The 22,621-nt window shown below is 55.3% G+C and carries 19 protein-coding genes; 8 read left to right on the top strand and 11 right to left on the bottom strand.

Going from position 1 to position 22,621, the window contains the following annotated elements; genetic code table 11:
- The first annotated feature begins 150 nt into the window (after positions 1-150).
- Positions 151-2,337, top strand: coding sequence for a hypothetical protein (locus tag BM258_RS08280; RefSeq protein ID WP_090071008.1), 2,187 nt, complete (start codon positions 151-153; stop codon positions 2,335-2,337).
- Positions 2,338-2,393: 56 nt separating this feature from the next.
- Here BM258_RS08280 and BM258_RS08275 read toward each other — a convergent pair whose 3' ends face one another.
- Positions 2,394-4,193, bottom strand: a complete 1,800-nt coding sequence (locus tag BM258_RS08275; protein WP_090071006.1) for a P-loop nucleotide/nucleoside kinase family protein — start codon at positions 4,191-4,193, stop codon at positions 2,394-2,396.
- A 362-nt stretch (positions 4,194-4,555) separates the two neighbouring features.
- Between BM258_RS08275 and BM258_RS08270 the strand changes: the two genes are divergently transcribed.
- Entirely contained in the window at positions 4,556-4,933 is a 378-nt protein-coding gene (locus BM258_RS08270) for a hypothetical protein (protein ID WP_090071004.1), read from the top strand.
- A gap of 399 nt (positions 4,934-5,332) precedes the next feature.
- Here the strand turns inward: BM258_RS08270 and BM258_RS08265 are convergent, their stop codons facing one another.
- Complete coding sequence (locus BM258_RS08265; protein WP_090071002.1) at positions 5,333-8,047, bottom strand: bifunctional acetate--CoA ligase family protein/GNAT family N-acetyltransferase; 2,715 nt, start codon at positions 8,045-8,047, stop codon at positions 5,333-5,335.
- A gap of 535 nt (positions 8,048-8,582) precedes the next feature.
- On the opposite strand from BM258_RS08265, the gene BM258_RS08260 reads away from it, so the two are divergent.
- Positions 8,583-8,879 carry a hypothetical protein gene (locus tag BM258_RS08260; RefSeq protein ID WP_139229237.1) on the top strand — a complete coding sequence of 99 codons (297 nt, stop codon included), beginning with the start codon at positions 8,583-8,585 and terminating at the stop codon, positions 8,877-8,879.
- 93 nt (positions 8,880-8,972) lie between these two features.
- On the opposite strand, the gene BM258_RS08255 is transcribed toward BM258_RS08260, so the two are convergent.
- From BM258_RS08255 to BM258_RS08230, 6 genes are all read right to left on the bottom strand, one after another.
- Positions 8,973-9,809, bottom strand: coding sequence for a universal stress protein (locus tag BM258_RS08255; protein WP_090070998.1), 837 nt, complete (start codon positions 9,807-9,809; stop codon positions 8,973-8,975).
- Positions 9,810-10,089: 280 nt separating this feature from the next.
- Positions 10,090-10,995, bottom strand: coding sequence for a DMT family transporter (locus BM258_RS08250; RefSeq protein WP_090070996.1), 906 nt, complete (start codon positions 10,993-10,995; stop codon positions 10,090-10,092).
- 289 nt (positions 10,996-11,284) lie between these two features.
- The gene (locus BM258_RS08245; protein ID WP_090070994.1) at positions 11,285-12,742 is read right to left on the bottom strand and encodes a methyl-accepting chemotaxis protein; all 1,458 of its coding nucleotides are present in this window, start codon (positions 12,740-12,742) and stop codon (positions 11,285-11,287) included.
- A 21-nt stretch (positions 12,743-12,763) separates the two neighbouring features.
- Positions 12,764-13,180 (bottom strand): hypothetical protein, encoded by a 417-nt coding sequence (locus BM258_RS08240; RefSeq protein WP_090070992.1) that lies wholly within the window; start codon positions 13,178-13,180, stop codon positions 12,764-12,766.
- A 312-nt stretch (positions 13,181-13,492) separates the two neighbouring features.
- Positions 13,493-14,050: a 16S rRNA (guanine(966)-N(2))-methyltransferase RsmD gene (gene rsmD, locus BM258_RS08235; RefSeq protein ID WP_090070990.1), complete on the bottom strand. Its 558-nt coding sequence runs from the start codon at positions 14,048-14,050 to the stop codon at positions 13,493-13,495.
- Positions 14,051-14,185: 135 nt separating this feature from the next.
- Positions 14,186-16,249, bottom strand: coding sequence for a pseudouridine synthase (locus BM258_RS08230; protein ID WP_244544635.1), 2,064 nt, complete (start codon positions 16,247-16,249; stop codon positions 14,186-14,188).
- 135 nt (positions 16,250-16,384) lie between these two features.
- On the opposite strand from BM258_RS08230, the gene BM258_RS08225 reads away from it, so the two are divergent.
- Entirely contained in the window at positions 16,385-16,879 is a 495-nt protein-coding gene (locus BM258_RS08225) for a nucleoside deaminase (protein ID WP_210186694.1), read from the top strand.
- A gap of 82 nt (positions 16,880-16,961) precedes the next feature.
- Here the strand turns inward: BM258_RS08225 and BM258_RS08220 are convergent, their stop codons facing one another.
- Positions 16,962-17,273, bottom strand: coding sequence for a helix-turn-helix domain-containing protein (locus BM258_RS08220; RefSeq protein WP_090070988.1), 312 nt, complete (start codon positions 17,271-17,273; stop codon positions 16,962-16,964).
- A gap of 334 nt (positions 17,274-17,607) precedes the next feature.
- Between BM258_RS08220 and mutL the strand changes: the two genes are divergently transcribed.
- Positions 17,608-19,629, top strand: a complete 2,022-nt coding sequence (gene mutL / locus BM258_RS08215) for a DNA mismatch repair endonuclease MutL (protein ID WP_090070986.1) — start codon at positions 17,608-17,610, stop codon at positions 19,627-19,629.
- Positions 19,630-19,650: 21 nt separating this feature from the next.
- Here mutL and BM258_RS08210 read toward each other — a convergent pair whose 3' ends face one another.
- The gene (locus BM258_RS08210) at positions 19,651-19,998 is read right to left on the bottom strand and encodes a hypothetical protein (protein WP_090070984.1); all 348 of its coding nucleotides are present in this window, start codon (positions 19,996-19,998) and stop codon (positions 19,651-19,653) included.
- A 340-nt stretch (positions 19,999-20,338) separates the two neighbouring features.
- On the opposite strand from BM258_RS08210, the gene BM258_RS08205 reads away from it, so the two are divergent.
- Entirely contained in the window at positions 20,339-20,689 is a 351-nt protein-coding gene (locus BM258_RS08205) for a diacylglycerol kinase (RefSeq protein ID WP_090070982.1), read from the top strand.
- Between the two features lie 20 nt (positions 20,690-20,709).
- Complete coding sequence (locus BM258_RS08200; protein ID WP_090070980.1) at positions 20,710-21,234, top strand: hypothetical protein; 525 nt, start codon at positions 20,710-20,712, stop codon at positions 21,232-21,234.
- A 40-nt stretch (positions 21,235-21,274) separates the two neighbouring features.
- On the opposite strand, the gene BM258_RS08195 is transcribed toward BM258_RS08200, so the two are convergent.
- Positions 21,275-21,499: a DUF2061 domain-containing protein gene (locus tag BM258_RS08195; protein ID WP_090070978.1), complete on the bottom strand. Its 225-nt coding sequence runs from the start codon at positions 21,497-21,499 to the stop codon at positions 21,275-21,277.
- A gap of 238 nt (positions 21,500-21,737) precedes the next feature.
- Between BM258_RS08195 and BM258_RS08190 the strand changes: the two genes are divergently transcribed.
- On the top strand, positions 21,738-22,592 hold the full coding sequence (locus BM258_RS08190) for a helix-turn-helix domain-containing protein (protein WP_090071312.1): 855 nt from the start codon (positions 21,738-21,740) through the stop codon (positions 22,590-22,592).
- The last annotated feature ends 29 nt before the right edge of the window (positions 22,593-22,621 follow it).

Below are 22,621 nucleotides of genomic sequence, written 5' to 3'. Positions count from 1 at the left end.
TGGTCAGCGGGGCATATGCGCTGCGGTTGCGCATTTCATGGTTAACGTAAAGCTAACCATAATCCTTTAGGCTTGCGTTCTGAACCCTCAGGAAACACCTGATCGTAAGCACCCGCGCATGTTAACGCCTTGAAATATTAGAGACCCCGAATGCTAGAATTTGCCCGAATGTTCATGTCTATTGCCGGGCTTGGTTTGCCGATGGGGCTGATAATGGTGCTGTCGGGGCGAGTGAAATATCGCAACGAGCTGGACACCTTCCTGCGCATGGTTTCGGCTTATTGTATCTCCATTATTGCCTATTGGGTCATCGGTTACGGGCTCTATAGCGGGGAAACGATCAACGGCCTGATCGGCTCGACCAAGGGCTTCATGCAACGCAAGGATCTGCTACAGGGCGAGCCGGATCTCCATCTCCTGGTGCTCTTCTCCGTTCCTCCGATTGCTGCCGCAGCTGGTATGGTCGAGCGTGGCAGCTTCCATATCGGAAATCTTTTGGTCGGGGCTGTCGCAGTTTTGGTTGCCCCGGTAACCGCTCACTGGTCGATGCATTCCGGCCTCGATGGGCAGGGGTGGTTGGTTGCAAGCGGCTTTGAAGATGTTGGCGGCGCGATTGTAATTTTCGTTTCTGCTGGCTTTGTTGGCCTTGCCGTCTCTCTCATTCTGGGGCCACGCCTTGGACGCTTCCCCATGCAGGTTGGGCGTCCGCGTGGGCAGAGCCCAACCTGGTATGGCATGGGCATGATCGTGATTGTCACCTCGACCATTACGCTGGCTGTTATGAAGGCGCAAAGCCTTGAAGACATGACTGCGGCATTTTACGTTATGCTGATCGGGGTGGCGTTTTCTACCCTGGCAGGGTCTTTGCTGCCGATGATCGCCAAGCGTAGCGAGATGACACAGAATGTGTCGACATCGGTGTTAGCCGGGACCGTCGCTCTGACGGCCGTGGCCTCTTTTGCTGAACCGGTCGATGCAGCTCTTATCGGAATTCTGGCAGGGACGTTGTCAGTCAGCTTCAACCGCATTCTCGCCGCCATCGAAGTAGATGATCCGGGGGAGTTGATTTCAGCCTTTTTGTCTGGTGGCCTTGTCGGCGGATTGATGGCACCGCTCGCCAGACCGGGCGCCAGCCCCTCGCTAGCCAATGAATTCATCAACCAGTTGATCGGCATCAGTGCGATTGCTGCATGGGCTTTCGGGGTTACCCTGATCGCCGGCCTGATCTTGAAGCTTACCGTCGGGTTGCGCGTGGGCGAGGTCGAGGAAAAACGAGGCCTTTCGGTTTCTCATTTCGGCTTTGTCAGTGAACCAGACTTCATCATTTCCAGTGTGATGCATTATAACCATCGCGCAGATTGGCAGAAAGGCGAGCGCAACACTCGCTTGGCAAGAATTGCAGCCAAATTCAGCGACGCTATCGTCCAGCTTCATGATGCGACCAGCAAGGCCACGGACAGAATTCTCTCCACGAGCGTAAGCCCGAAACAGGGCGCCGCGATGGTCTCCCGTATCAGGCTGGCGGAAGACAGTGTGCGGGTAAAAGCCGAAGATATCCTGATGTTGTTGGAAGATATCCTCAAGTCTGGTGACGGGGGAGATCTGGGCGGCGAGCGTTTTCTGCTCTGGGGACAGGAGGCCGTGGAGAAGCTGCTGGCTCCGGTTGAAAATGACATCAAGAAGCTGGCCCGTCACATCCCGCTGCAGGCAGAATTGTCAGAGCTGGAAAATATCGTCATCACATCCGCCGAGATTCTGTCTCATGGTGTACACCAGATCGAGATGATGCGCGATCTGGAAGAAGCGCAGGTGGACGGCTTCTTCTCTCGCGACCATATTTGCGATATTGCGGCTTTGCTGAATGAAAAGGCATCACGCATAAAGGCCATCGCAGAAGTGCGCAACAGGCCTTTGCAGATTGATTGCGCGGTAAGCAAGGGGCTTAAGGTGAGCGGCGATGCCAATGCCTTTGCTCGCATTCTCACCTTGACCGTGGAAGGGGCGTTCAACAGGCAACTTAGCGATAGTGCAAGCCCGGTTCGCCTGGAACTCAAGGAACATAGCTCTGGGCAGTATGTCGTGCTCGATTGCCTTGATACGGGAACCGCCCTGTCTGCCCGTCAGATACGCGCAATCCGTGATCCTCTGTCAGAAGACCGTGCTCTGGATGAATTGGGACTGGGGCAGATCCTGCCGCTTATTCTCGTCTCTCGGCTCGTTAGGGCCATGGGGGGCGAATTTGCCATAACGAGTGCGCATCAGGCCGGAACGCAGCTGCGGTGCCGCTTTAGAAAAAGGCAGACCAAAGAACAGCGCAGTGCAAGCAAGGCCGCCTGAGCGACCTTGCAAATGATGGTTTCAAACAGCACGCACGCTGGTTGACCAGAAAAAGCTCAGTGCAGGGTTTTGCGTTCCGTCGGTGTCCAGGCCGCATTGATATGGCAAAGGGCAAGGCTCACTTGATCGCTCACCGGTTTTGTTGCATCCAATTCGATCCAGCGGATGGGCTCTCTCCCTTTCAACTGGCCTTGTGTTTGCTTGTTTCCTGTGGCCGGGGTAGCAAAGAGCGCATGCCCCTCTCGGTGTGGCAAGAAGGCCGAGAGCGCCTCACGTCTGCGTAAGTCCTCCTGACGGCATTTGAGCAGGCTGAGAGCGACAAACGACTCCGATATCCCCATATCTTCCGTCAGATCGGCCAGCTGTTCGCTGTGGATCGGCTGGTCGAATGGTCCCTCAAGAATGACCGAATAACCGGCCGTGAGCGCCAGACGGGCTTTTTCCATCATGCGTCGATAGACAAGATCCCAGACGGAATCGCGCAGGGCTGACTGGGGCAGCCTGTCCTTGCTGTCTACTTCATACAAAGCAAGACATTCTTGCTCGGCGGAGAGATAAAGTGCGCCGGGCATGCGCCCGGTAATCGGTGCGAGCATGCGGGCCAGATTGGAGCGATCTGATTGGCTGGCACCATTGATGGCAATCAGCCGAGCTTCGTCGTGCAGCAGACTGTCGCGAGCGGTTTTCATATGACCCTGCAACACACTTTCCTCGGTGCCGCCGCGCAAAAGAGCCGAAGGAATTGACGGATCATCCGATGTACTTCGGGCATTCACAGTGGCCTTGATGGTCTTGGCATCGGCAAGCGCCTGCAGGAAGATGTAAAGATCCAGAACCTGAAGACCTTCAAGAGCATGGCTGTCAAACAGCCGGTTGCAATAGTGCGAGAAGACCCAGTTGGCCTGACGCGAAAAGCCCCGCGACCACAATTCTCCAATCAGAGTGGCAAGGTCGTAGAACGGATCACCGATATGGTCGCGCATCAGGCTCTTGGAGCCATTGACCTTGGGATTGACCATCCGCAGTCCATCACTCAGCTTGACCACATTGCGCAGGCGCAGATTGCCATGAATCTGGGCGAAAAGCCCCCGCTCGGCACGTCGATAGATCGCTTCTTTCATGCGATCCAATTGATCCTGAGCACGATTGAAGCAGGCGCGCAGAGTGGTTTTGCGCGACTTCTTGGCCAACTTGCGAACCACCGGTTCCAGATCATCGAACATCTCATCCATGAGCATCAACCATGATTGCACATGGGCGCTGGAATGCTCGAATGTCTGGCCTTGCGGTACTAGCCTTGCCAATTCCCGGCATTCGGAGAAGTTGGGCTGATAGATCTCGGCGAAATGATCGTAGCGTTTTGAAAAATCATAGCGGCGCAGAACAATAACCCAATCCACGATGGCACTTTCGTCTCCGTGGCTGATAGGCTCGGCACTGTTGGTCATGGCGTCAGCCAGAGGCAGCTGCATGGTCAGTGTCGTGCCGCGCTCGCGGATGGGAATAAGATCGAGATAAAGTTCCGGCGCGTAGCTGCGCCCCAGCAGCACCTCGCGTGCGGCAAGGCTGTGGCGCTGGGCCAGCGAAAAAGGTTCGCTGCGGCCAAGCGCATTGCGGCGAAGCAGCTTGTAGCAGAAGGGACCAGCCATGAAAAATAGGAATTGGGGCGTCTCCAATCGCTCGACAGGTTCATCAAGCCCATAGCTGTGCGGGTCGCCCAAAAAGGCCACAACCCTGTCCTGAATAGACTGGTAGCGGTCTTTGACAAGCGCTGCGGCTTTGCCGATAGCACCTTCAGGTTCGGGGCCTCTGCCCACTGAAGCTGGTCGTCTGTCTTGGGAACGTTCAATGCCCATTGGATCTGGTCCTGATCGCCTTTTACTTGGGGTAAAATCTCTCAATGCTTGTAAAACCACACCAAATGAGCACTGAGAGGTCGGGCCGGAGTTTGGCCATGATGGCTTAGACATGCATTGATGGAAATCAAGATAAGTAAAAAGTACAAATGCATAAGTATTGTCATCGTTTTATGCTGTAATTTGTAGTATGATTTAGGGGGTAAAACCGATTGTTTCGTTGTCGTTAAATAAGCAGCGATCACGCTGCATATCAATTCTATCTCTGATTGGGTAATCGACAGCGTTACAGCCAGTAAGTTAAGAATGGTTATAAACAAGGAGGCAGCAAATCAGGCTGAAACACAAGGGAGGAACTGAAAATGGCCACTGGCATCATGAAAAAGATTCGTCTTAATCTGGCGCGCAACGCCGACTATCCGAACGGCAGCGCACAGCATGGCTATGAATTTGTCGCACCTTTGAATGAAGAGGGATTCATAGACGCCGAAAGCTGGCGCGCCAATCGGGACCCATGTCGTGTCCGTCGCTTCTGGGAAGGGGAGGATGATGATCATGGGCATTTGGTTCATCGCCCTGGCGGCAGTTGGGCTTTCACTTATGATATTGACGGCGAAGAAGATGTGGAAGCGGGCTATCGCTTCGGCAAACACGTCTTCGTGCCGGGCGAATATGTGTCCATCAAGGATGAAGATGGGGAGCTTCTAACCTTTCAGGTATCAACCGTCGAGACAGTCTGAAATGGTATCTAATCGGTATGAATGCGGTCTATTCTAGACAATTCTGACACATAATCCTGTGAATTAACACCTTGAGGCAGAATATTTTGCATAAACTTTGGGGTTGGTTTTGAGTCATGTCAACGTGACCAAAAGTGCGAATCAAGATGCTTCTTATGTCTTTGAAAAGGAAACTGCCAGGAATAGCCCCCCGAGTTTCCGCAAAGATGCGGTTGCCTTCTTGCCAGATTTAGCAATTGAAACAGAGAGCCCGGCGCAAGAAAGACAGCCATGAAGAGCGGGGAAAGCGAGTGCGGTTGTTTTCCCAAACTGCTTTTCTAAAGGACGGGAGTGCAATTGTCCCCCAACATTGCACTCCCGTTTGTCATGTCTGGCTATGGCAATTTTCGCGCATAAGACTTAGATCAGTTTGGCGATTCTTTTCGAGATCTCCGGCACCTTGAAAATCATGCGCACCAGATCGGGATCGTCCGGATCCATGTGAGTTTCAAAGCCAAGCGCTTCGCACATCTGTCGCATGGTCTGATTGGAGCGTAGTACCTCGCCTTCCACTTCCTTGAAGCCATCCTTTTCGGCATAAGCCAGGATGAGTTTCATCAGCATCCAGCCCATTCCCAGACCCTTGAGGTCGGAGCGAACCATAACGGCATATTCGCCTTTCTCGTGGTTTGCATCGCCCATCAACCGGACCGAGCCAAGCATCTCGCCGTTTTTCTGGTCGACGGCAATGAAGGCCATGGACCGGGCATAGTCGATCTGTGTCAGCCGGGCAATGAAGGCGTGGCTTAGGCTGCGTGCCGATGAGAAGAAGCGCAGGCGCATGTCATCATCTGTGACCCGATCAAAAAAGGCAGGAAAAAGCGCCTCGTCCTCGGGCCGCATGGGGCGGATGAAAACAATGCGTCCGTCCTTGAGAGTGCGTTCCTGCTCCCATTCGCTGGGGTAGGGCTTGATGGCAAAGCGTTTATGGGGATGCTCATGAGCATCAACCTGGGCCACCCGCACGCGGGCGTCCGCGATGACGTTGCCATTGGCATCTGCCAATACGGGGTTGAAATCGAGCTCCTGAATTTCCGGAAAGTCGGAAATCATCTGGCTCATGCGCACCAGCATTTCAGCCAGAGCCCCCTTGTCACAGGGCGCTGTATCGCGATAGCCCTCAAGGCGGCGATTGACCCGCGTCTTCTCTATCATCGCCCGTGCAGAGAGCAGATCAAGCGGCGGCAGGGCCAGTGCCTTGTCGCGGATGACCTCCACCGCCGTGCCACCCCGGCCGAAGACCATGACAGGACCGAAGACTTCATCCACCATCATGCCCGCGAGCAGTTCGATGGCATGGGGCTTACGGATCATCGGGTGGACGGTCACACCTTTGATATCGGCATCCGGATAGGCTTCCTTGGCCCGTTCCAGAACCTGCTGAGCGGCTGTGGCCACTGCGCCCGTGTTGGTTAGGCCCAGAACCACCCCGCCAATATCGGACTTGAAGCGGATATCAGGGCTGTCGATCTTTACGACGGCAGCGCCATATGCCGAGAGAATGGGCGCGGCCAATTGCGCCGCCTCCACGGCATTGCTGGCTGCATGAGAGGCTGCCATTGGCAATCCGTAGGCTTTCAGGAGTTTGGAGACATCCACCGCATCGAGGCAGTCATGCCCTTCCATCAGAGCTTCATCTATGACCGTGCGTGCCTCTTCATAATCGGGCTGGAATGTACCCAGCGCGGGTGGCATCAGCATAAGTTGATCCTGTGCCTTCATATGGCGCAGAACATAGGAAATGCCTTGTATCGCGTCGGCCGGTGTTTCGAAATGGGCAATGTCGGCGTCTTCATATAGCTTGACCAGATCGGGGCCGCCGCCAAGCCGAACAGCAAACACGGGAACGCGCCGTTTGCCAACCTTCTTGCGTTCGGCCATCAGATCAACCACTGCGCGGGCAGCATCTTCGCTTGAGCCGATGGCTGAGGGGCAGAACAAGCCAAGCACGGCATGCACACCTTTGTCATCCATCACCGCACCAAGGGCTGCCTTGTAGCGATCCGTATCCGCATCTGTCACGATGTAAACCGGATTGTTGCGCGACCAGCCTTCGGGCAGGATGGCATCTAGGCTGGCAATCGTTTCTTCACTCAAAGTGGCCAGATTGCCCCCTTGTTCCACCAGATGATCAACCGCCAACACACCAACACCGTTGCTGTTGGCCACAATAGCCAGATCGGGCCCTTTCAGTGCGCGGGTATGGGTGAGCGTCTCAACGGCGTAGAAGATCTCTTGCAAGCTGTAGACCCTAAGCATGCCGGCACGCTCGAATGCAGCGTCATAGACTTCGTCAGCACCCGCCAAGGCGCTCTTGCGCGAGGCAACGGCGGCCAGTCCTTGCGGATGCCGTCCAGTCTTCATCAGGATGACCGGTTTGGCGCGCGCAGCTGCCCGGGCCGAGGTCATGAATTTGCGAGCGTCCCTGATATTCTCAATATAAAGCAAGATGGCCCGGGTGCGGGCATCCATAGCAAAATAGTCCAGCATATCGGCGATATCGACATCGACCTTGTCGCCCAGCGCCACCAGTCCGGTGAAGCCCACATTGTTATGGCTTGCCCACTCGGCAACAGAGGTCACAATCGCGCTGGATTGCGAGATGAGTCCCAGATCGCCTGAGAGGCCGGGCACATGGCTGAAGGATGCATTGAGCCCCGCTGCAGGGGACAGCACCCCGATGGTGTTCGGGCCGAGCAGGCGCATATGGTAGCGCGCACCGACCTTGGCGGCTTCTTCGGCCAGAGAGCCTGCACCTGAGCCCATGGCAATGGATAAAATAATGGCACCGCGACAGCCCTTTTTGCCCAACTGCTCGATTGTTTCAACCACCGAAGGCGGAGCAATTGCAACGATGGCAAGATCGATCTTGGCGTCAATCTCCTCTACGGATTTGTAAAGCGGCAGGCCTTCCAGCTCGCCCCCTCGGGGATTGACCAGAAAGAGCTTGTCCTTGTAGCGCCCTTCCAACAGGTTTTGCACCAGCGCATTGCCGATGCTGCCTTGCTTGGAGGAGGCGCCTATAAGGGCGACGTTGCGAGGGCGAAAGAATACATCGAGGTTGAAACTGCTCATTTGAAATCGGAGCCTTTGCCTATGTGAACACAGCGTCGTCAATGGCATGTGCCTGAAACTCTTGCAGCTTCCAGTTTCTGTGAAAGTTGTTCGATTCTCAAAGACTTTCCCATCAACTTGACCAGAAGTATAAGGCACGTATTGGTCTCAAAATCAGAGCAGTGGGCCTTTTTCTGAAAAGCTGAACAATCTGCAAGGAGATTTTCAAATTATCGTTAACGAAAATAAATGCGTCGGATAGGCGCGATCAAAAGTAAATTTAAAATAATTGGCGGTTTTGTTAATAGAGAAAGGATTGTTTATTAAATTGAAATCTGCAATTTTAATTGAATTATTTATGTGGGAATTTTATAGAGCTTAGATTATTTAATAAATTTCTTTTCTTTTTGTGGCAAGAAGTTGAAGCGTATGAACAAAAATTTAAAACCTTGCTGCTAACCTGACGAAAAGTCGTGGAATTGCTGCTGGGAGGCCAACAGTGGAACCAGAAGAGTTTACTAACGAGATCCGAAGGATCAGGTCTGATATCAATAGCTTGGGTAATAAGATCCGGGCTGCTGACTATGGGCATTCGTCCGATGCAAAAATGGTCGCCAAGCAGATGGGAGACTTAAAGGAGCAGATCAATATGCTGCTTCATCAGGTTGCCCCTATTGAAGATATTCACCTCAAGAGCCTTGCGGTCGAAACAAGACTGGAGCGCGTAGAGCGCCGCCTGAAAAAGCAGGATGAGATCAAGCAATTGATGTCAGTGGAACAATTGCGCCATACTTGGCTGCCGATTTTTGCTCTGATCCAGTTGGTCTTGAGCTGGGCCATCTTTTTCAAATGAACGACAAGCTTGCTGTGCAAGACAAGCAAACCCGGCGTCTGTGTGGCACCGGGTTTTTTGTCATTGTCTCTTCTTGGCAAAGATCAGGAATGATCAGTGGGCCATCAGGCACGGAATAGGCATGGATTCCAGCATTCCACGGGTGGCACCGCCAAGCACGAATTCGCGAACACGGCTGTGTCCATAGCCGCCCATGACAACAAGATCATTGCCATTGGCTTCGACATATTTGATCAGCGCATCGGAAACCCCTTCCTCTGTCGAGGCGATCTTCTGGACCGAGACATTGACGCCGTGGCGCGACAGATAGACCGCAAGATCGGCCCCCGGATCGCCTGGCAAGTGGAGTTTTTCCGCGTCCACCATGACGACTTCCACCTCTTCAGCCTTTTCCAGAATGGACATGGCGGCATAGACCGCATGGGCTGCGGTTTTCGAGCCATCCCATGCTACCATGATCTTCTTGGCCGAGAAGGCCTCAACGCCGACATAGGGCACGATCATGATGGGGCGTCCTGAATCGAACAGGGCGGCCTCTATCAGGTCCACGCGCAACGGCTCCGGACGGTCCGGATGATCCTGCCCGATAACGATCAGATCGCACATGCGAGCATGATTGAGTAAGGTGTCCAGCCCGCCAGGCATGATGTCCAGGATGCGTGTTTCAAACGGCAGACCGTTGACTTTGGCATAATCGGAAAAGCGCTCAATGGCGGATTCTGCTTTTTCCTTTGCGCGGTTGCGTGCGTCTGTGATGAATTGGTCAGGGACTGGTTGCACCATGAGCGCCGGAACAACCGGCTCGATCAGCGGGGCGACGCCGGTCAGATGGGCATCCATCTGCGAAGCCAGCTCGCTAGCGATCTGTACGGTGGCTGTCGTGAGATCCGTTTCAATGTCCAAAATGCAGACTACGTCTTTAATGGCCATGGTTTGGCTCCTCTATATGCCGGGCCGACAGGATGGCTCCCATGACCCTGTTGTTCTATTGCTTTGCGTCTTTTCCGGCCCCGTTTCTTTAAAAACAGGCCGGAGCAATATCCCTGTATAAAAATTATGCCGCCTTGGTTTGACCAACTGCTTTGACAGGGATCAAGGATTGACCGGAATTAGCAAGATCCGGCATAGACTTAGGCAGTATATAGAAACGGGAATCTATTCGACGTCGGACGGGTAGTGTCGCTTACTCAGACGGCGAAACTATGACAGATCAACGCTCAAGTTGTGCTCGGGCTGCCGCGCGCAATTCCCGTTCGCTGGCTCGTTTGAGGCTGTGCTCACGCCAGATCGTAAAGGAACCGGCAGCCACGACAACGGCGCTGCCCGTCAGCATGGCCATCGTAATGTTTTCTTGGAAGATGAAATAGCCAATGAAAAGTTCGTAAACCAACTGGAAGTAAGTGATGGTCTGCACCGTGACGGACTCGGTAAGGGCCAACGCCTTGATGAGGAAATAATGCCCGCTCACACCCGTAAGGCACAGCCCGATGAGCCAAGCCCAGTCGGTGGGTGTCACTGGGGACCAGAAGAAGGGGCCAATGATACTGGTGACGATCAGACCGATGATGCCGGTATAGAAGAAGCTGACACTGGCCGGATCATGACGCCCCGCGATGCGCGTTGAAATATTATAGAAGCCCAACGTGATGGTGCAGAGCACGGGCATAAAGAACCAGTAGGTTAGTTCTTGCCCGAAGGGATTGATGATCAGCAACATGCCGCTCATGCCGATGACAATCGCAACCCAGCGGCGCCAGCCGACCGTTTCGCCCAGAAGAGGGACCGAGAGAATGGCGACAACCAGAGGACTGGCGGCAAATATGGCCTGACTGAGCGCAAGTCCCACATAGGCAAAGCTCAGAATGGAGATGATGATCTGCCCGACCAGCAGAAAACTGCGTGCGATCTGAAGAACAAGATGATTGGTATGGATCGTCTCGCGAAATCCCTTGGGTGAGCGGAGTGCCCATAGAATGGCGAACAGCGCAAAGGCCCAATAGCGCACCATGGTAATCTGAACCGGATGATAGCTGTGACCAATCACCTTGGTGATGGTATCCTGACCGGCAAAGATCGTTACGGCCAAGAGGGCATAGAAGGGACCGGAGAGGCGCATGGTATGGCTTTCAGAGCGGGGGGACAGTTTGGGAATGCATCAAGCAACACAAAAGTTGCCTCAGTGACTGATCTAGACGATTATCTGTTTGAACCAGTATGAATTCAAGTCTTTATTACAAGGATATCAAAAGTGTCCAAATCTCTTTGTTGGACGCAGAAACCGGCGAGCCATCGGTCGGGCTGCTAGCATTCTGTGTTTCGGGAGCAAAGCCAAAAGCGACAGATGCTCAAAAAAGGGAGCCAAAGGGCTCCCTTGAAGTGAATATGCTCCTCAATGTCCGGGCAGATCAGGCGGCCCGCACAGACTGTAGGAAGCTGGCGATGCGATCGCGGATCTTGTCTGTTTCCTTGACCATATCCAGAGAGCTCTGCAAAACATCGCGGGCATTGTCAGACGTCTCGGACACCGAGGCGGTCACTTCATCGATGTTGCTGTCGACGGCCGTGGTCCCTTGCGCTGCTTTCTGCACGCTTGCACTGATTTCAAGAGTGGCATCTCCTTGCTGGGAAACCGCTGCGGCAATCGAGCTGGTGTAGCTGTTTACATTCTGCATCGTGCTGGCGATCTCTTCAATCGCCTGAACGGCTTCCTTGGTGGAGAGCTGAATGTCGTTGATCTGGGTCGAAATCTCTTCGGTCGCCTTCGAGGTCTGGGTTGCTAGCTCCTTCACTTCGGCAGCGACCACTGCGAAGCCCTTGCCTGAGTCGCCAGCACGAGCAGCCTCGATGGTTGCGTTCAGGGCAAGAAGGTTCGTCTGCTCGGCGATATCCTTGATGAGGGTTACGACCTGACCGATGCGCTGGGCTGCGCTATCAAGGCTGGCCACCTTTTCGTTGGTGCTTTGCGCTGCCTGAGAGGTTTCAGTCACCACGCGCTGGGTTTCGCTGATCTGGGACGAGATCTGGTCGATTGAGGTTGCCAATTCTTCAGCCGATGCAGCCACGGATTCCACATTGGTGCTGGCGTCAGTTGATGCCTGGGCAACTTCGCGAGAGCGATTGAGAGTGCTCTCCGTCTTTTGGGCCATTTTCTCCGAAAATGACTGCAAGCTGTTGCTGTGGTTACTGACCTGATCCAGCATTTCGCTGATGCTCGACTGGAACTGGTCAACCAACGCGTCAACGGCTGCGGAGCGTGCCTTTTCTCGCTCTTGCGCCTCGGTTTGATCTTTGGCCAAAGAATCCGCCGTTGTGCGGTGGGCGTTGGCTTCCTCCATCGCGCTGTTTGCGGTTGTGATGACCTTGGCAAGCGTCGCTGTCAGCCAGACAAGAACACCGGCCTGCAAGATAAGAACGGCGGCATGCATGAGCACGCGCACGATATCTGCTCCCCCCGGGAAAACAGCCATCGGGTAGACAAAGTTGAGCAGCAAATGATGTACTGCGACCACCACGGCCCCCACCATGATGGTCCGCCAGTTGCACCAGCCCGCCAAAACCGCAAGCGTGGCAAAGAAATACATATGCCAGTCGATCTGGTAGGGGTGTTCGGCGAAAATATAGACAATGAGTGCGACTTGTGAAGACAAGGCAACCGCGCTGAGATCTTGGGTGAGGATCGAGGCGCGGCTCTTGAGAGCGGAGAGGGTGGTTACGCCTGCGCCAACTACAGCGACCGCAGTTGCGATCCAGCCGGTGTTGGCCTCCAGTGCAACCGTAAAGATGGCCGCAAGGGCCGCATTGAGCCAAAGCAGCCCAATGATGAATTTCAGAAATTGTGCTCTGATGCTGTTAAGATCGGTCATGACGCTTGCCCGTTATTATCCTTATTCAACTGATCCATTTGCGTAAGACGCCTGAAGAGTGCGTTGTCGCACAAGGCTTGCTGGCAAACAGGCCGAAAAGGCCTCGCCACTACCAACAAACCAGGCACCTGAATGATAGAGCCGTGCTGTGAAACCCGGCTCTTCAGAGACACCGATTGCGATCCATGGTTTGTTTCCCATGCCAACAAATGCGCCGCCCGCTCTTGCGATGACTTCAACAGCAGCGGTTGGCGAAGACCATGGAGGAACAAACACGACGATCTTGTTGCCAAGAGCGCGCGGGAGAGACGCAAAGACTATGACGCCAAGGGTCAGCAAAACAAAAAACGCCCCGACCAGAGCATAATGCTTCAGGCCCGGTTGATCTGGGCCCTGCCTGTTTTTGGTTGGCAGGGAATGCTCGGCAAGTTTCCTCATTGCGCGCTCTTTTCGGCACGTGTGTCATATGTCTCTCACAATGAGGTGAGGGCCTTAAGATTGAGTAATGTACTGGTATAAAACAGGCCCGCTTTTTCTATTGTCGCAACTTTGAACAAGCTGTCCACATGCCTTGCGCAATTTTGGACAGAAATGGGGAATGGCTTGTAAGTATAAGGACTTAAAAGAGAGATGTCCGAGAAAATTGTGCTAAAAGGATAAGCCAGAAGAGCGGTCGTGACACGACAGGTACGCGCGATGGCTTGCTCTTCCTGACAGGCGCAAGAGGGCTCGCCTTTGCCTTGGTGTCGGTTAGCCTTTATAGGTAAGGAACATCAGCTTGGTGTCGCCGTAAAAGCGCTCTTCCAGCTGTTCAAATCCGGTTGGAATCGTAAGCGCTGCCTTGGCATCTTCTTCCCAGATGACCAGCGCCCCGGGCTCCAGCCAACCGCCCTTTGCGGCGCTGGCAAGCGCCTGCTCGCCGAGCCCCTTGTTATAGGGAGGATCCATGAAAACCAGAGTGAAGGGCTCCATCGTGCCGACCTCTCCCAGCTTGGTGGCATCGCGCCGGAAGATTTTGGCCACGCCATTCAGGCCGAGTGTTTCCATGTTGGTGCGGATCAAGCCGCGCCCTTCCACGCCTTCTTCGACAAACAAGGCCGCCTTGGCACCGCGCGAAAGCGCTTCGCAGCCAAGTGCACCGGTTCCCGCGAAGAGATCCAGCACCCGTGCACCTTCGACCGCATTGTCATAGCCATGCGCCAGAATGTTGAACAGGGTTTCCCGCACCCGATCCGTTGTGGGCCGGATGGCCTGACTTTTCGGAGTTGCCAATTGCTTGCCTTTGCAGCGACCACCAACAATGCGCATGAGCTGGAATCCTCATCTGGGCTTGATATGGGGTTCAAGCGTCATCAGGCTCATTTTGAATGCCTGATGACGAAAAGAAACACGAAAGAAAAAGAAAAGAGGGCGGTTCCGCCCTCTCCATAGGTGATATTTGCCTTAGCGGGATCCGCGACCAGAGCCGCCACCCCGTGGCTTGCCGCCCTTGAAGCCACCGCGACCGCCGGAGCGATCCGCGAACTTGCCGCCGGAGCGTCCCTCGGAACGACCACCCGAGCGATCATCGGAACGGCCGCCAAAGCGATTGTCCGAACGGCCCTGAGACGGTCCATTGCCGAACTTGCCACCGCGCTTGCCAGCAAATTTACCGCTGTCGGCCTGTTTGCCGCCCTTCTTGGCGATCCGTGCATTCGGATCCATCAAGTCGGCTTTTTGCGGCCGTCCACCCACTTTGCGTACAGAGCGTTCACCCGTTTTTTTGCCGTCGGCACCTTCTTCGCGATACACATAGTTTGTGCGGCGTGGTGCGCTTGGGTCAAACGGCTTGCGTTCGGCATAAGGGATGGCGTTATAGCTTGGCTTGTCCCGCCGATCATAACCGCGATCATCGCCATCACGGCGATCTCTGCGATCGCCACGGTCTGGGCGATCCCCTTTGGCAAAACGGTCTCCGCGATCAGGACGGTCTCCGCGATCAGGGCGTCCTCTGCGATCACCGCGATCATCATCATCAAAGCGCTTCTTGGCGCCTTTCTGACCGGCAATCACGCGTGCGCCTTCCTTGGCAGAAAGATAGCCACCCTTGGCGCCGCCTGACTTCTTGCGGTCGTCCTTCTTTTCCTGCTTGGGCTCTTCCTTGGGGACTTCCGTGAGAATTGGAGCATCAAAATCGGCGCCGGCCTCTTCCACTAGGCGCGCACCAAGCTGATCTCGCAGGATGCGGCCTCGGACTTCCTGCACCTTGCCTTCATCCAGATCCAGAAGCTGGAACGGGCCATAGGAGACACGGATCAGACGGTTCACATCAAGCCCTAGATGGCCGAGTACCTTCTTTACTTCTCTGTTCTTGCCTTCGCGCAGTGCCACGGTGATCCAGACATTGTCTCCGACCTCGCGCTCAAGCTGCGCATCAATCGAGCCATAGAGCACGCCTTCCAGCGCAATGCCATCGGCCAGCGTGTCCAATTGGGCCTGCGTCACCCGGCCATAGGCACGCACGCGATAACGCCGAAGCCATCCGGTGGTTGGCAGTTCGAGAACACGTGCAAGGCCGCCATCGTTTGTCAGCAGTAACAGGCCTTCGGTATTGATATCAAGACGTCCCACGGTGATGACCCGTGGCAGGCCCTGCGGCAGCTTTTCAAAGACGGTTGGCCGTCCTTCCGGATCGGAGGTCGTGGTCACCAGACCTTTGGGCTTGTGATAGAGCCACAGGCGCGTGCGCTCACGCACTGGCAATGGCGCGCCGTCGACCAGAACTTTGTCCTTGGTATGGATGTTGACCGCTGGGGTATCCAGCACCTTACCATTGACGGAAACGCGGCCTTCCTTGATCCATGTTTCAGCATCGCGGCGTGAGCAAAGACCGGCGCGTGCCATGATCTTGGCGATGCGTTCGCCTTCTTCCAATGCGCGCGTAGGCGGGGTGTAAGCCGGGCCTTTGGGTCTGTCGTCTGATGGTTTGGAGAATTTCTGTCCGCTCATGCGCGGGGATGAGGCATAGCTCTTGCCCTTGAAGCCACCAGCTCCGCCTCCAGCAGAACGGCGTCCCTTGTCGAAACCGCCTTCGCGTTGCGGGCCGTTGCCGCGCCGATCGTCGCTGCGCCGCTCGTTGCGGTCACCACGATTGTTCCAGTCTCCGCGATCCTTGCGAGCCGGACGGTCGCTGCGGTCACTGCGGTCTGGGCGATCTCCAGTCTGGCGCAGGCTTCTCTCTTGAGGGGTCTCGCGGCGAGCATCCACGCTCGGCGACCAGCCTTCCTTGCGGTCAGCGCTTCTATCGTCGCGCTTCTTGCCAAAGCCCTTTTTGCCGGAGAATTTGCCTCCGGATTTGCCAGCGAACTTGTCGCCGAATTTGTTAGAGCCACCTTTGCGCATGCCGCCCTTGAAAGAGCCTGATGCGGATTTGTTGCGATGGGCGCCATCCCGGCGCGCATTTTCGGAGCCTTCTGGCGACGTCGCGTCGGCAGAACGGGGTCCATTTTGAGCAGATTTGCGTTCCATGGCGAAAGCCTTTACCACAACTCCCTGAGAAAAGGCGAGAAGAAAAGACTTGCCTCTCATGCATAGCTGTCAGATTTTGTCGGTAGGACTAACAAACCCGGCAAAAACGAGTAAAAGCGAGCAAAGGGAACTGGCATGGAGCATCCCACAGCCGGCGCAGGGCCTTCTGAAACGGTAAATGAGCGCAAGGCAAGTTTCATGGAAATGGCGCTGGAAGAAGCCCGCAAGGCCGAAAGCTGCGGCGAGGTGCCCATCGGAGCCATATTGGTGCATGACGGGGAGGTGTTGGCGCGGGCCGGTAACCGGACCATTGCGGACAATGATCCTACGGCCCACGCCGAGATCCTGGTAATCCGTCAAGCTTGCGCAAAGCTTGGAAGCCAGCGCCTGCCAGACTGCGATCTCTATGTTACCCTTGAGCCCTGTCCCATGTGTGCGGCCGCCATATCATTTGCCCGCATCAGACGCCTCTATTATGGCGCTGCAGACATCAAGGGCGGCGCTGTCGAAAGCGGTCCCCGGCTTTATAACCAGACAATATGCCACCATGCACCGGAGGTTTATTCCGGCATCAGTGAACGGCAGAGTGCTGAACTTCTCAAGTTCTTCTTCCAATCGCGAAGAGAGTGAAACCCAAAGGGTTGGAAGACAGCAGAACAATCAGGGGAAGGGGCTTAAAGAAAGTCGGATCGACTGATTATCGGACGGATTGTCAGGCAGAATGCGCCCGCTTGTGACCTCGGGACTGCATGAGCCTTTCGACGAGTGTAACCATCTTGTCAGCGAAGAACATGCGGGATTCAGTAGACAGAATTCCGTCGTCATCTTCTTTGCTGAAAAACATGATTGAGGAAACCGGGACGCCGAAAATCTCGGAATATTTCTTGATGATCTCTGGTGTCGGACGAACCTTGCCGAGTTCGTAATCCAGCGCAGCCTCGGACGAAACGCTCAGCTTGCTGGCAACCTCATGAATGGTCATCCCTTCGTTTTCACGCATCAGAGTGAGAATCTTGTTAAGCATGGCAATATCCTTAATTGCACTTCATTGAAACTATTTCTCCTCCTGAATGCCAAAGTAGACCTCTTGGATCGCAATGCAAGACACCAAGTAGTATTACATACGCTGTTTTTATTATATTTTCCCAGATGTGCACAGCTCGTCGGCTTGGTATGCATAGCTGCAATGCCTAATCGGCAAGATGCGGAAAAGAAGGAAAAATTCCTCAAGGAATTGCGCCAAAACCAGCGAGAGGGAAAGCCGTTTGAAGCGCTCGGCCGTCTGTGGCATCCTCCGCGCTTAAGGAAACAGGGGCACTGATTCTGATGCCCGCTCTCTACAACATGTGTGACCCTTTATGAGTGACAGTTCCACCATTATCAAACAGCTGGACGAAGCCACCATCAACAAGATCGCCGCAGGCGAAGTGGTTGAGCGGCCGGCCAGCGTCGTCAAGGAACTGGTGGAAAATGCCATCGATGCGCAGGCCGACCGGATCGAGATCATCACCGCCGGTGGTGGCAAGAATCTCATTCGCGTGGTGGACAATGGGCTCGGCATGACCCGGGATGATTTGCAATTGGCTGTCCGGCGGCATTGCACATCCAAGCTGGACCCGGATGATTTGATGGATATTCGGCATCTGGGCTTCCGTGGTGAAGCGCTGCCTTCCATCGGCTCCATTGCCCGGCTGGGGATCACCTCGCGTCATGCTTCAGAATCCCACGCCTGGGAGATTGCCGTGGAAGGAGGGCGCGAGAGGGCGCTCAAGCCTGCAGCACTCAATATCGGAACGCGGATCGATGTGAAGGATCTGTTCTTCTCGACCCCAGCAAGGCTGAAATTTCTCAAGAGTGACCGCGCCGAGAATATGGCCATTTCCGAAGTCATCAAGCGCATTGCCATGGCCAACCCCAAGGTGCGCTTTACGCTGACAGGTGAAGACCGCTCACGGCTGGATTACGCCAATGTCAACGGTCCCGATGCCCATCTGGTGCGTATGGGGCAGGTGATGGGCAAGGCCTTCCGCGACAATGCGGTGGAGATCGACGCCCTGCGCGACACCGTCCGCCTGACGGGATTTGCTGGCCTGCCGACACTGAACCGTGCCAACAGCCTGCAGCAGTTTGTCTTTGTCAATGGCCGCCCAGTGCGCGACAAGATGATGCTGGGGGCCATCCGCGGCGCTTATGCGGACTATCTTTTCGGTGGCCGCCACCCTTGTGTGGTGCTGTTTATCGACCTTGATCCCCATGAGGTCGACGTCAATGTGCATCCCACCAAGGCAGATGTGCGCTTCCGCGATGCAGGGCATATTCGCGGCCTGGTGGTTGGAGCCATCCGTCAGGCAATTGCCGCCGCAGGCCACAGGGCAACCAACACCGGCGGCTCGGCTACGCTGGCCGCGTTGCGTCCCGATGGTGTGCGGGCAACAGAAGCAGGCAACGCTGTGCTTTCTGGTGGAGGACAAGGCGTGAGTGCTTCCTCACCTGCCAATCGGCCAGTGTCATCCTACCAACCTGCCAAACCACTCAACTGGGATTGGCGCCAGAGCGTCTATGCGCCACAGACAGCAACCCAAGAGCAGCCCTCGTCCGAGAGCGAAGAGGGGGCGCCCTTGCAGGAACTGCAGGAGCGACCACAGGATGGCTTCACCGCGCCGCCTGCTCAATCCTCGCTGGCCCAAAGCACGCCTTTAATGTCTGGGATGCCCGAGATGCAAGGACGGATGGCCGATGTTTCTACCCCTTCGGCCGATGCCCGCGCCAACGATAGCCTCCCCGATCCTGCCGCCCTTGGCAGACCCTTGGGCGCAGCGCGGGCGCAGATCCACGAGAATTACATCATCGCCCAGACAGAGGATGGCCTCGTCATCGTCGACCAGCATGCCGCGCATGAGCGTCTGGTCTATGAAAAACTCAAGGCATCCCTTGCCGCAAAGGGCATCGCCCGGCAGGGGATGCTCATTCCCCATGTGGTGGAAATGGAAGAAGATGATGTCGAGCGCCTTCTGGGGGCGACAGAAGAGTTAGAACGTCTCGGTCTGACACTGGAAAGTTTCGGACCGGGAGCCGTTGCCGTGCGCGAAACTCCTGCCATTCTGGGCAAGCCCAACATAGAGCGCTTGGTGCGTGATATCGCCGATGATCTGGCTGAATGGGACAAGACGTCCCGCGTGGAAGAGAAAATCCTGCATGTGGCCGCCACCATGGCCTGTCATGGCTCTGTCCGTTCTGGTCGCCGATTGCGCGCGGAAGAAATGGATGCCCTTTTGCGCGAAATGGAAGCCACGCCGCATTCCGGCCAATGCAACCATGGCCGCCCCACCTATGTGGAATTGAAGCTGAGCGACATTGAACGGCTCTTTTCGCGTAGCTGAGTGTCAAACGATCCTTCGTGGTCAGCTTTGACGCCCAATACCGGTTGCGCCTGACTTTTCTTCTTCTTGCGGGCATACATAAAGGAAACGATAGCGCGGCTCGACCACCAGAAAGCCGCTCTTGATCGAGCACTCGGCCCGGTCCGTTTCATCAAGATATTTCCGTGCCGCCTTGTAATGCTGCGCCTTGCCCGTCAACACGTTGGCCATGCCCAGCGCCAGCCCGTTGATCAGCCCGCCCTTGAAGGCAGTGCCAAGGGGCGGCGTTGTTGTGATGGTGTGTTTTTCGCTATTTTCCATGATGCGATAGGCCTGTCCGTCAAGCTCCACATGACGCACGTCGGTAATGGAGGTGACATCCTCAACCATGCCAGTTTGCCCTCCGTTGGCACAAGCAGCGAGCAGGAGGCATAGGCCAGACCATACAGAACATAACGCGCGTTTCATGGCGAATCCCTCACGCGACGGGGTGGTTGGGGTGGCAATTTCCAAGTGTATTGAATTGTGTTTACACGATTTGGCTGCTTTATTGGATTGAAGAGGGCTCTATCCCCGGCTTTTTACTGCCATCCGGCCCATGCTGACAGGGAGGCGTCATCTCTCTGTCACACCAATCAAGTGAAACATTGCCCGAGCCTGAGCACCCAAGTGCCATGCGCAGAAACCGTCGCATCGAAAGCCCGCAGATCAAGATGAGAGCAAGCACCCAATGAAGCATTTCCTGCATGTCATGAAAGCCGCGCAATATTCCTACGCTGGCTGTATAAGGCTGTTTCATGAAACAGCAGCGCAAGCCGAATGCATCTTTTTTGTAGTCTTGCTGGTGATCTATGGTCTTGTCGGTGCCACGCCGGAGCAGTTTGCCATTCTGACATTCCTGTTCCTGCTAACCATTGCGCTGGAGGCTCTCAACACGGCTGTGGAAGTTCTGGTGGATCATCTCACCAATGATTTCGCGGAATTTGCCCGTCAGGCGAAAGATCTTGGCTCCTTTGCCGTTTTTTGCGGCTTGACCACGCTCTCGCTATACAGTCTTTATGTGGTCTATAGTCAACTATAATCAGAGAGACCCCAAGGCTCATGCGCAAGGACAATCCGCACATCACCACGATCAGAAATCATATTGCAGGCACGACCCGCGCAATCAAGGCGGTGGTTGGTATCGTTCTGCTGCTGTTGGCGCTCTATGTGATCTTCGGCTTTTCTTTTGATGGCGAGAATGCCTATCTCTTTATGGCGGTGCTGATTGTGGCCTTCACGGCCTTCGGTTTCGGCTGGACCTTTGCCTCGCAGGGCATCATGGGCTGGTCACGGCAAATCGATTTTGATTTTGAAAAGCGCCAGATGCGCCAGACATCGGCTTCCATTCTGGGGCGTTCTCGTCCGTTCATCGTCCCATTTGTCCGCATTTCCGATTTTCATGTTCATCCGGCAGGGGAGAAGGGCCGGACCCCAGGCAGCGACGAAGCGGAGATTGAAATGATGGATGTGAATGGTGGTGTTCTGCTCCATGCTGGCATTTTCGAAAGCTCCGCAGCGGCTGAAGAGATCGTCACTCGCATCAAGGCCGCTGTTGCCGAAGATGCCGATCCGGACGAAGCCTAAAGCAGACGCTTTCTTCGGGGAGGGGCGTTTATAGAAGGGGTTACAGGCCTCTCGAGCTCTGCTCGTAAATGCGCCCCCAACGCACCCGCGACCATACCCGCTCGTGGAAGCAATAAAAGACAAAGCTGGTCAGCGCCGAGGCGAGGGCAATGCCGCCACTCGCGGCAAAGGAGCGGGTGAACAGATAGCCCACGAGGGTCATGGAAAAGAGCCCGAGGATCTGCCAGCTCACAGCCTTGGCAATGGTTCTTGTTCTTGTATCCATCCGTCTCTCCTTAAATATGTCCCATGAATAGGGCGCGGGGTCGCAACGCCTGATGAGGCAAAGCAACGCCTTGCGGTGAGGCGTATCACGCGCCAACCGATTGAAATCAAGTCAAAATTGAATAGTAAGAGCGCGAAGCGCCATAACCCTTTCTACCTTGTCAAAGGAAGATTGGACATTCGGTGCTTTTGCTGCATAAAATGCATTTTGCAGATAAAAGTCACCAATGGGGAAGGAAATGGACAGACGAGACCGGGCGACCCTGTTCCGCGAGCGCCTGCTGGCGGCGATGGATCTGTGTGGCATGTCGCGCAGCGCGCTGGCCCGTGCAACCCATGTGGATCGTTCCACCATCGGGCAATTGCTCAAGCCTGATCTTGCCCGCCTACCCAATGCGCAGTTGGCTGCCGATGCCGCGACTGCGTTGGGCGTCAGCACAGATTGGCTGCTCGGGTTGACAGATCGGCCAGAGCGCCCCGGCGATGTGCTGGCGTCCAGCTTTGCTCTCAGTCCGGCAGAACGCAGTGCTGCGGATGCACAGATACTGGACTGGCACAAGGAAGCCGCCGGTTACAAATTGCGCCATGTGCCCGCCACTTTGCCCGATATGTTGAAGACCGAGGCGATGCTGAAATGGGAATATGCAAGCGCGTTTGATCATGCTTCCGCCTTGGCCATCGAAGCGATGCAGGAGCTGTTTTCGTGGCTCAGGTCAGGGCAGTCGGATTATGAAATCGCCATGCCGCAGCATGAGCTGAGAGCCTTGGCGGCGGGAAGCGCCTATTATGCAGGTTTGTCCCGGGAGGTGCGGCTAGAGCAGCTGTGCTTCATTGCGCGCATGTGCGAGGAGTTGTATCCGCGCCTGCGGCTCTTTCTCTTTGACGCGCGCCAGATCTACAGCGCTCCGGTTTCCATCTTCGGCCCGAAGCTGGCTGTGGTCTATATCGGAGAGTTTTACATCGCCTTTCGGGAAAGCGCACGCGTCAGCTCGTTGACCAGTCATTTTGATAGACTGGTGCGCGAGGCCTCTGTTGACCCGCGCGCCGTGCCCGGCTTCATCGAAGAGCTGAAAAAGACGATGCCGGAGACATAACCCTACCGAAGCATCGTAGAACGCGCATC

The organism is Cohaesibacter marisflavi (assembly GCF_900115225.1).
Taxonomy (GTDB): Bacteria; Pseudomonadota; Alphaproteobacteria; order Rhizobiales; family Cohaesibacteraceae; genus Cohaesibacter; species Cohaesibacter marisflavi.
This window is presented reverse-complemented; position numbering and strand designations above follow the sequence as displayed.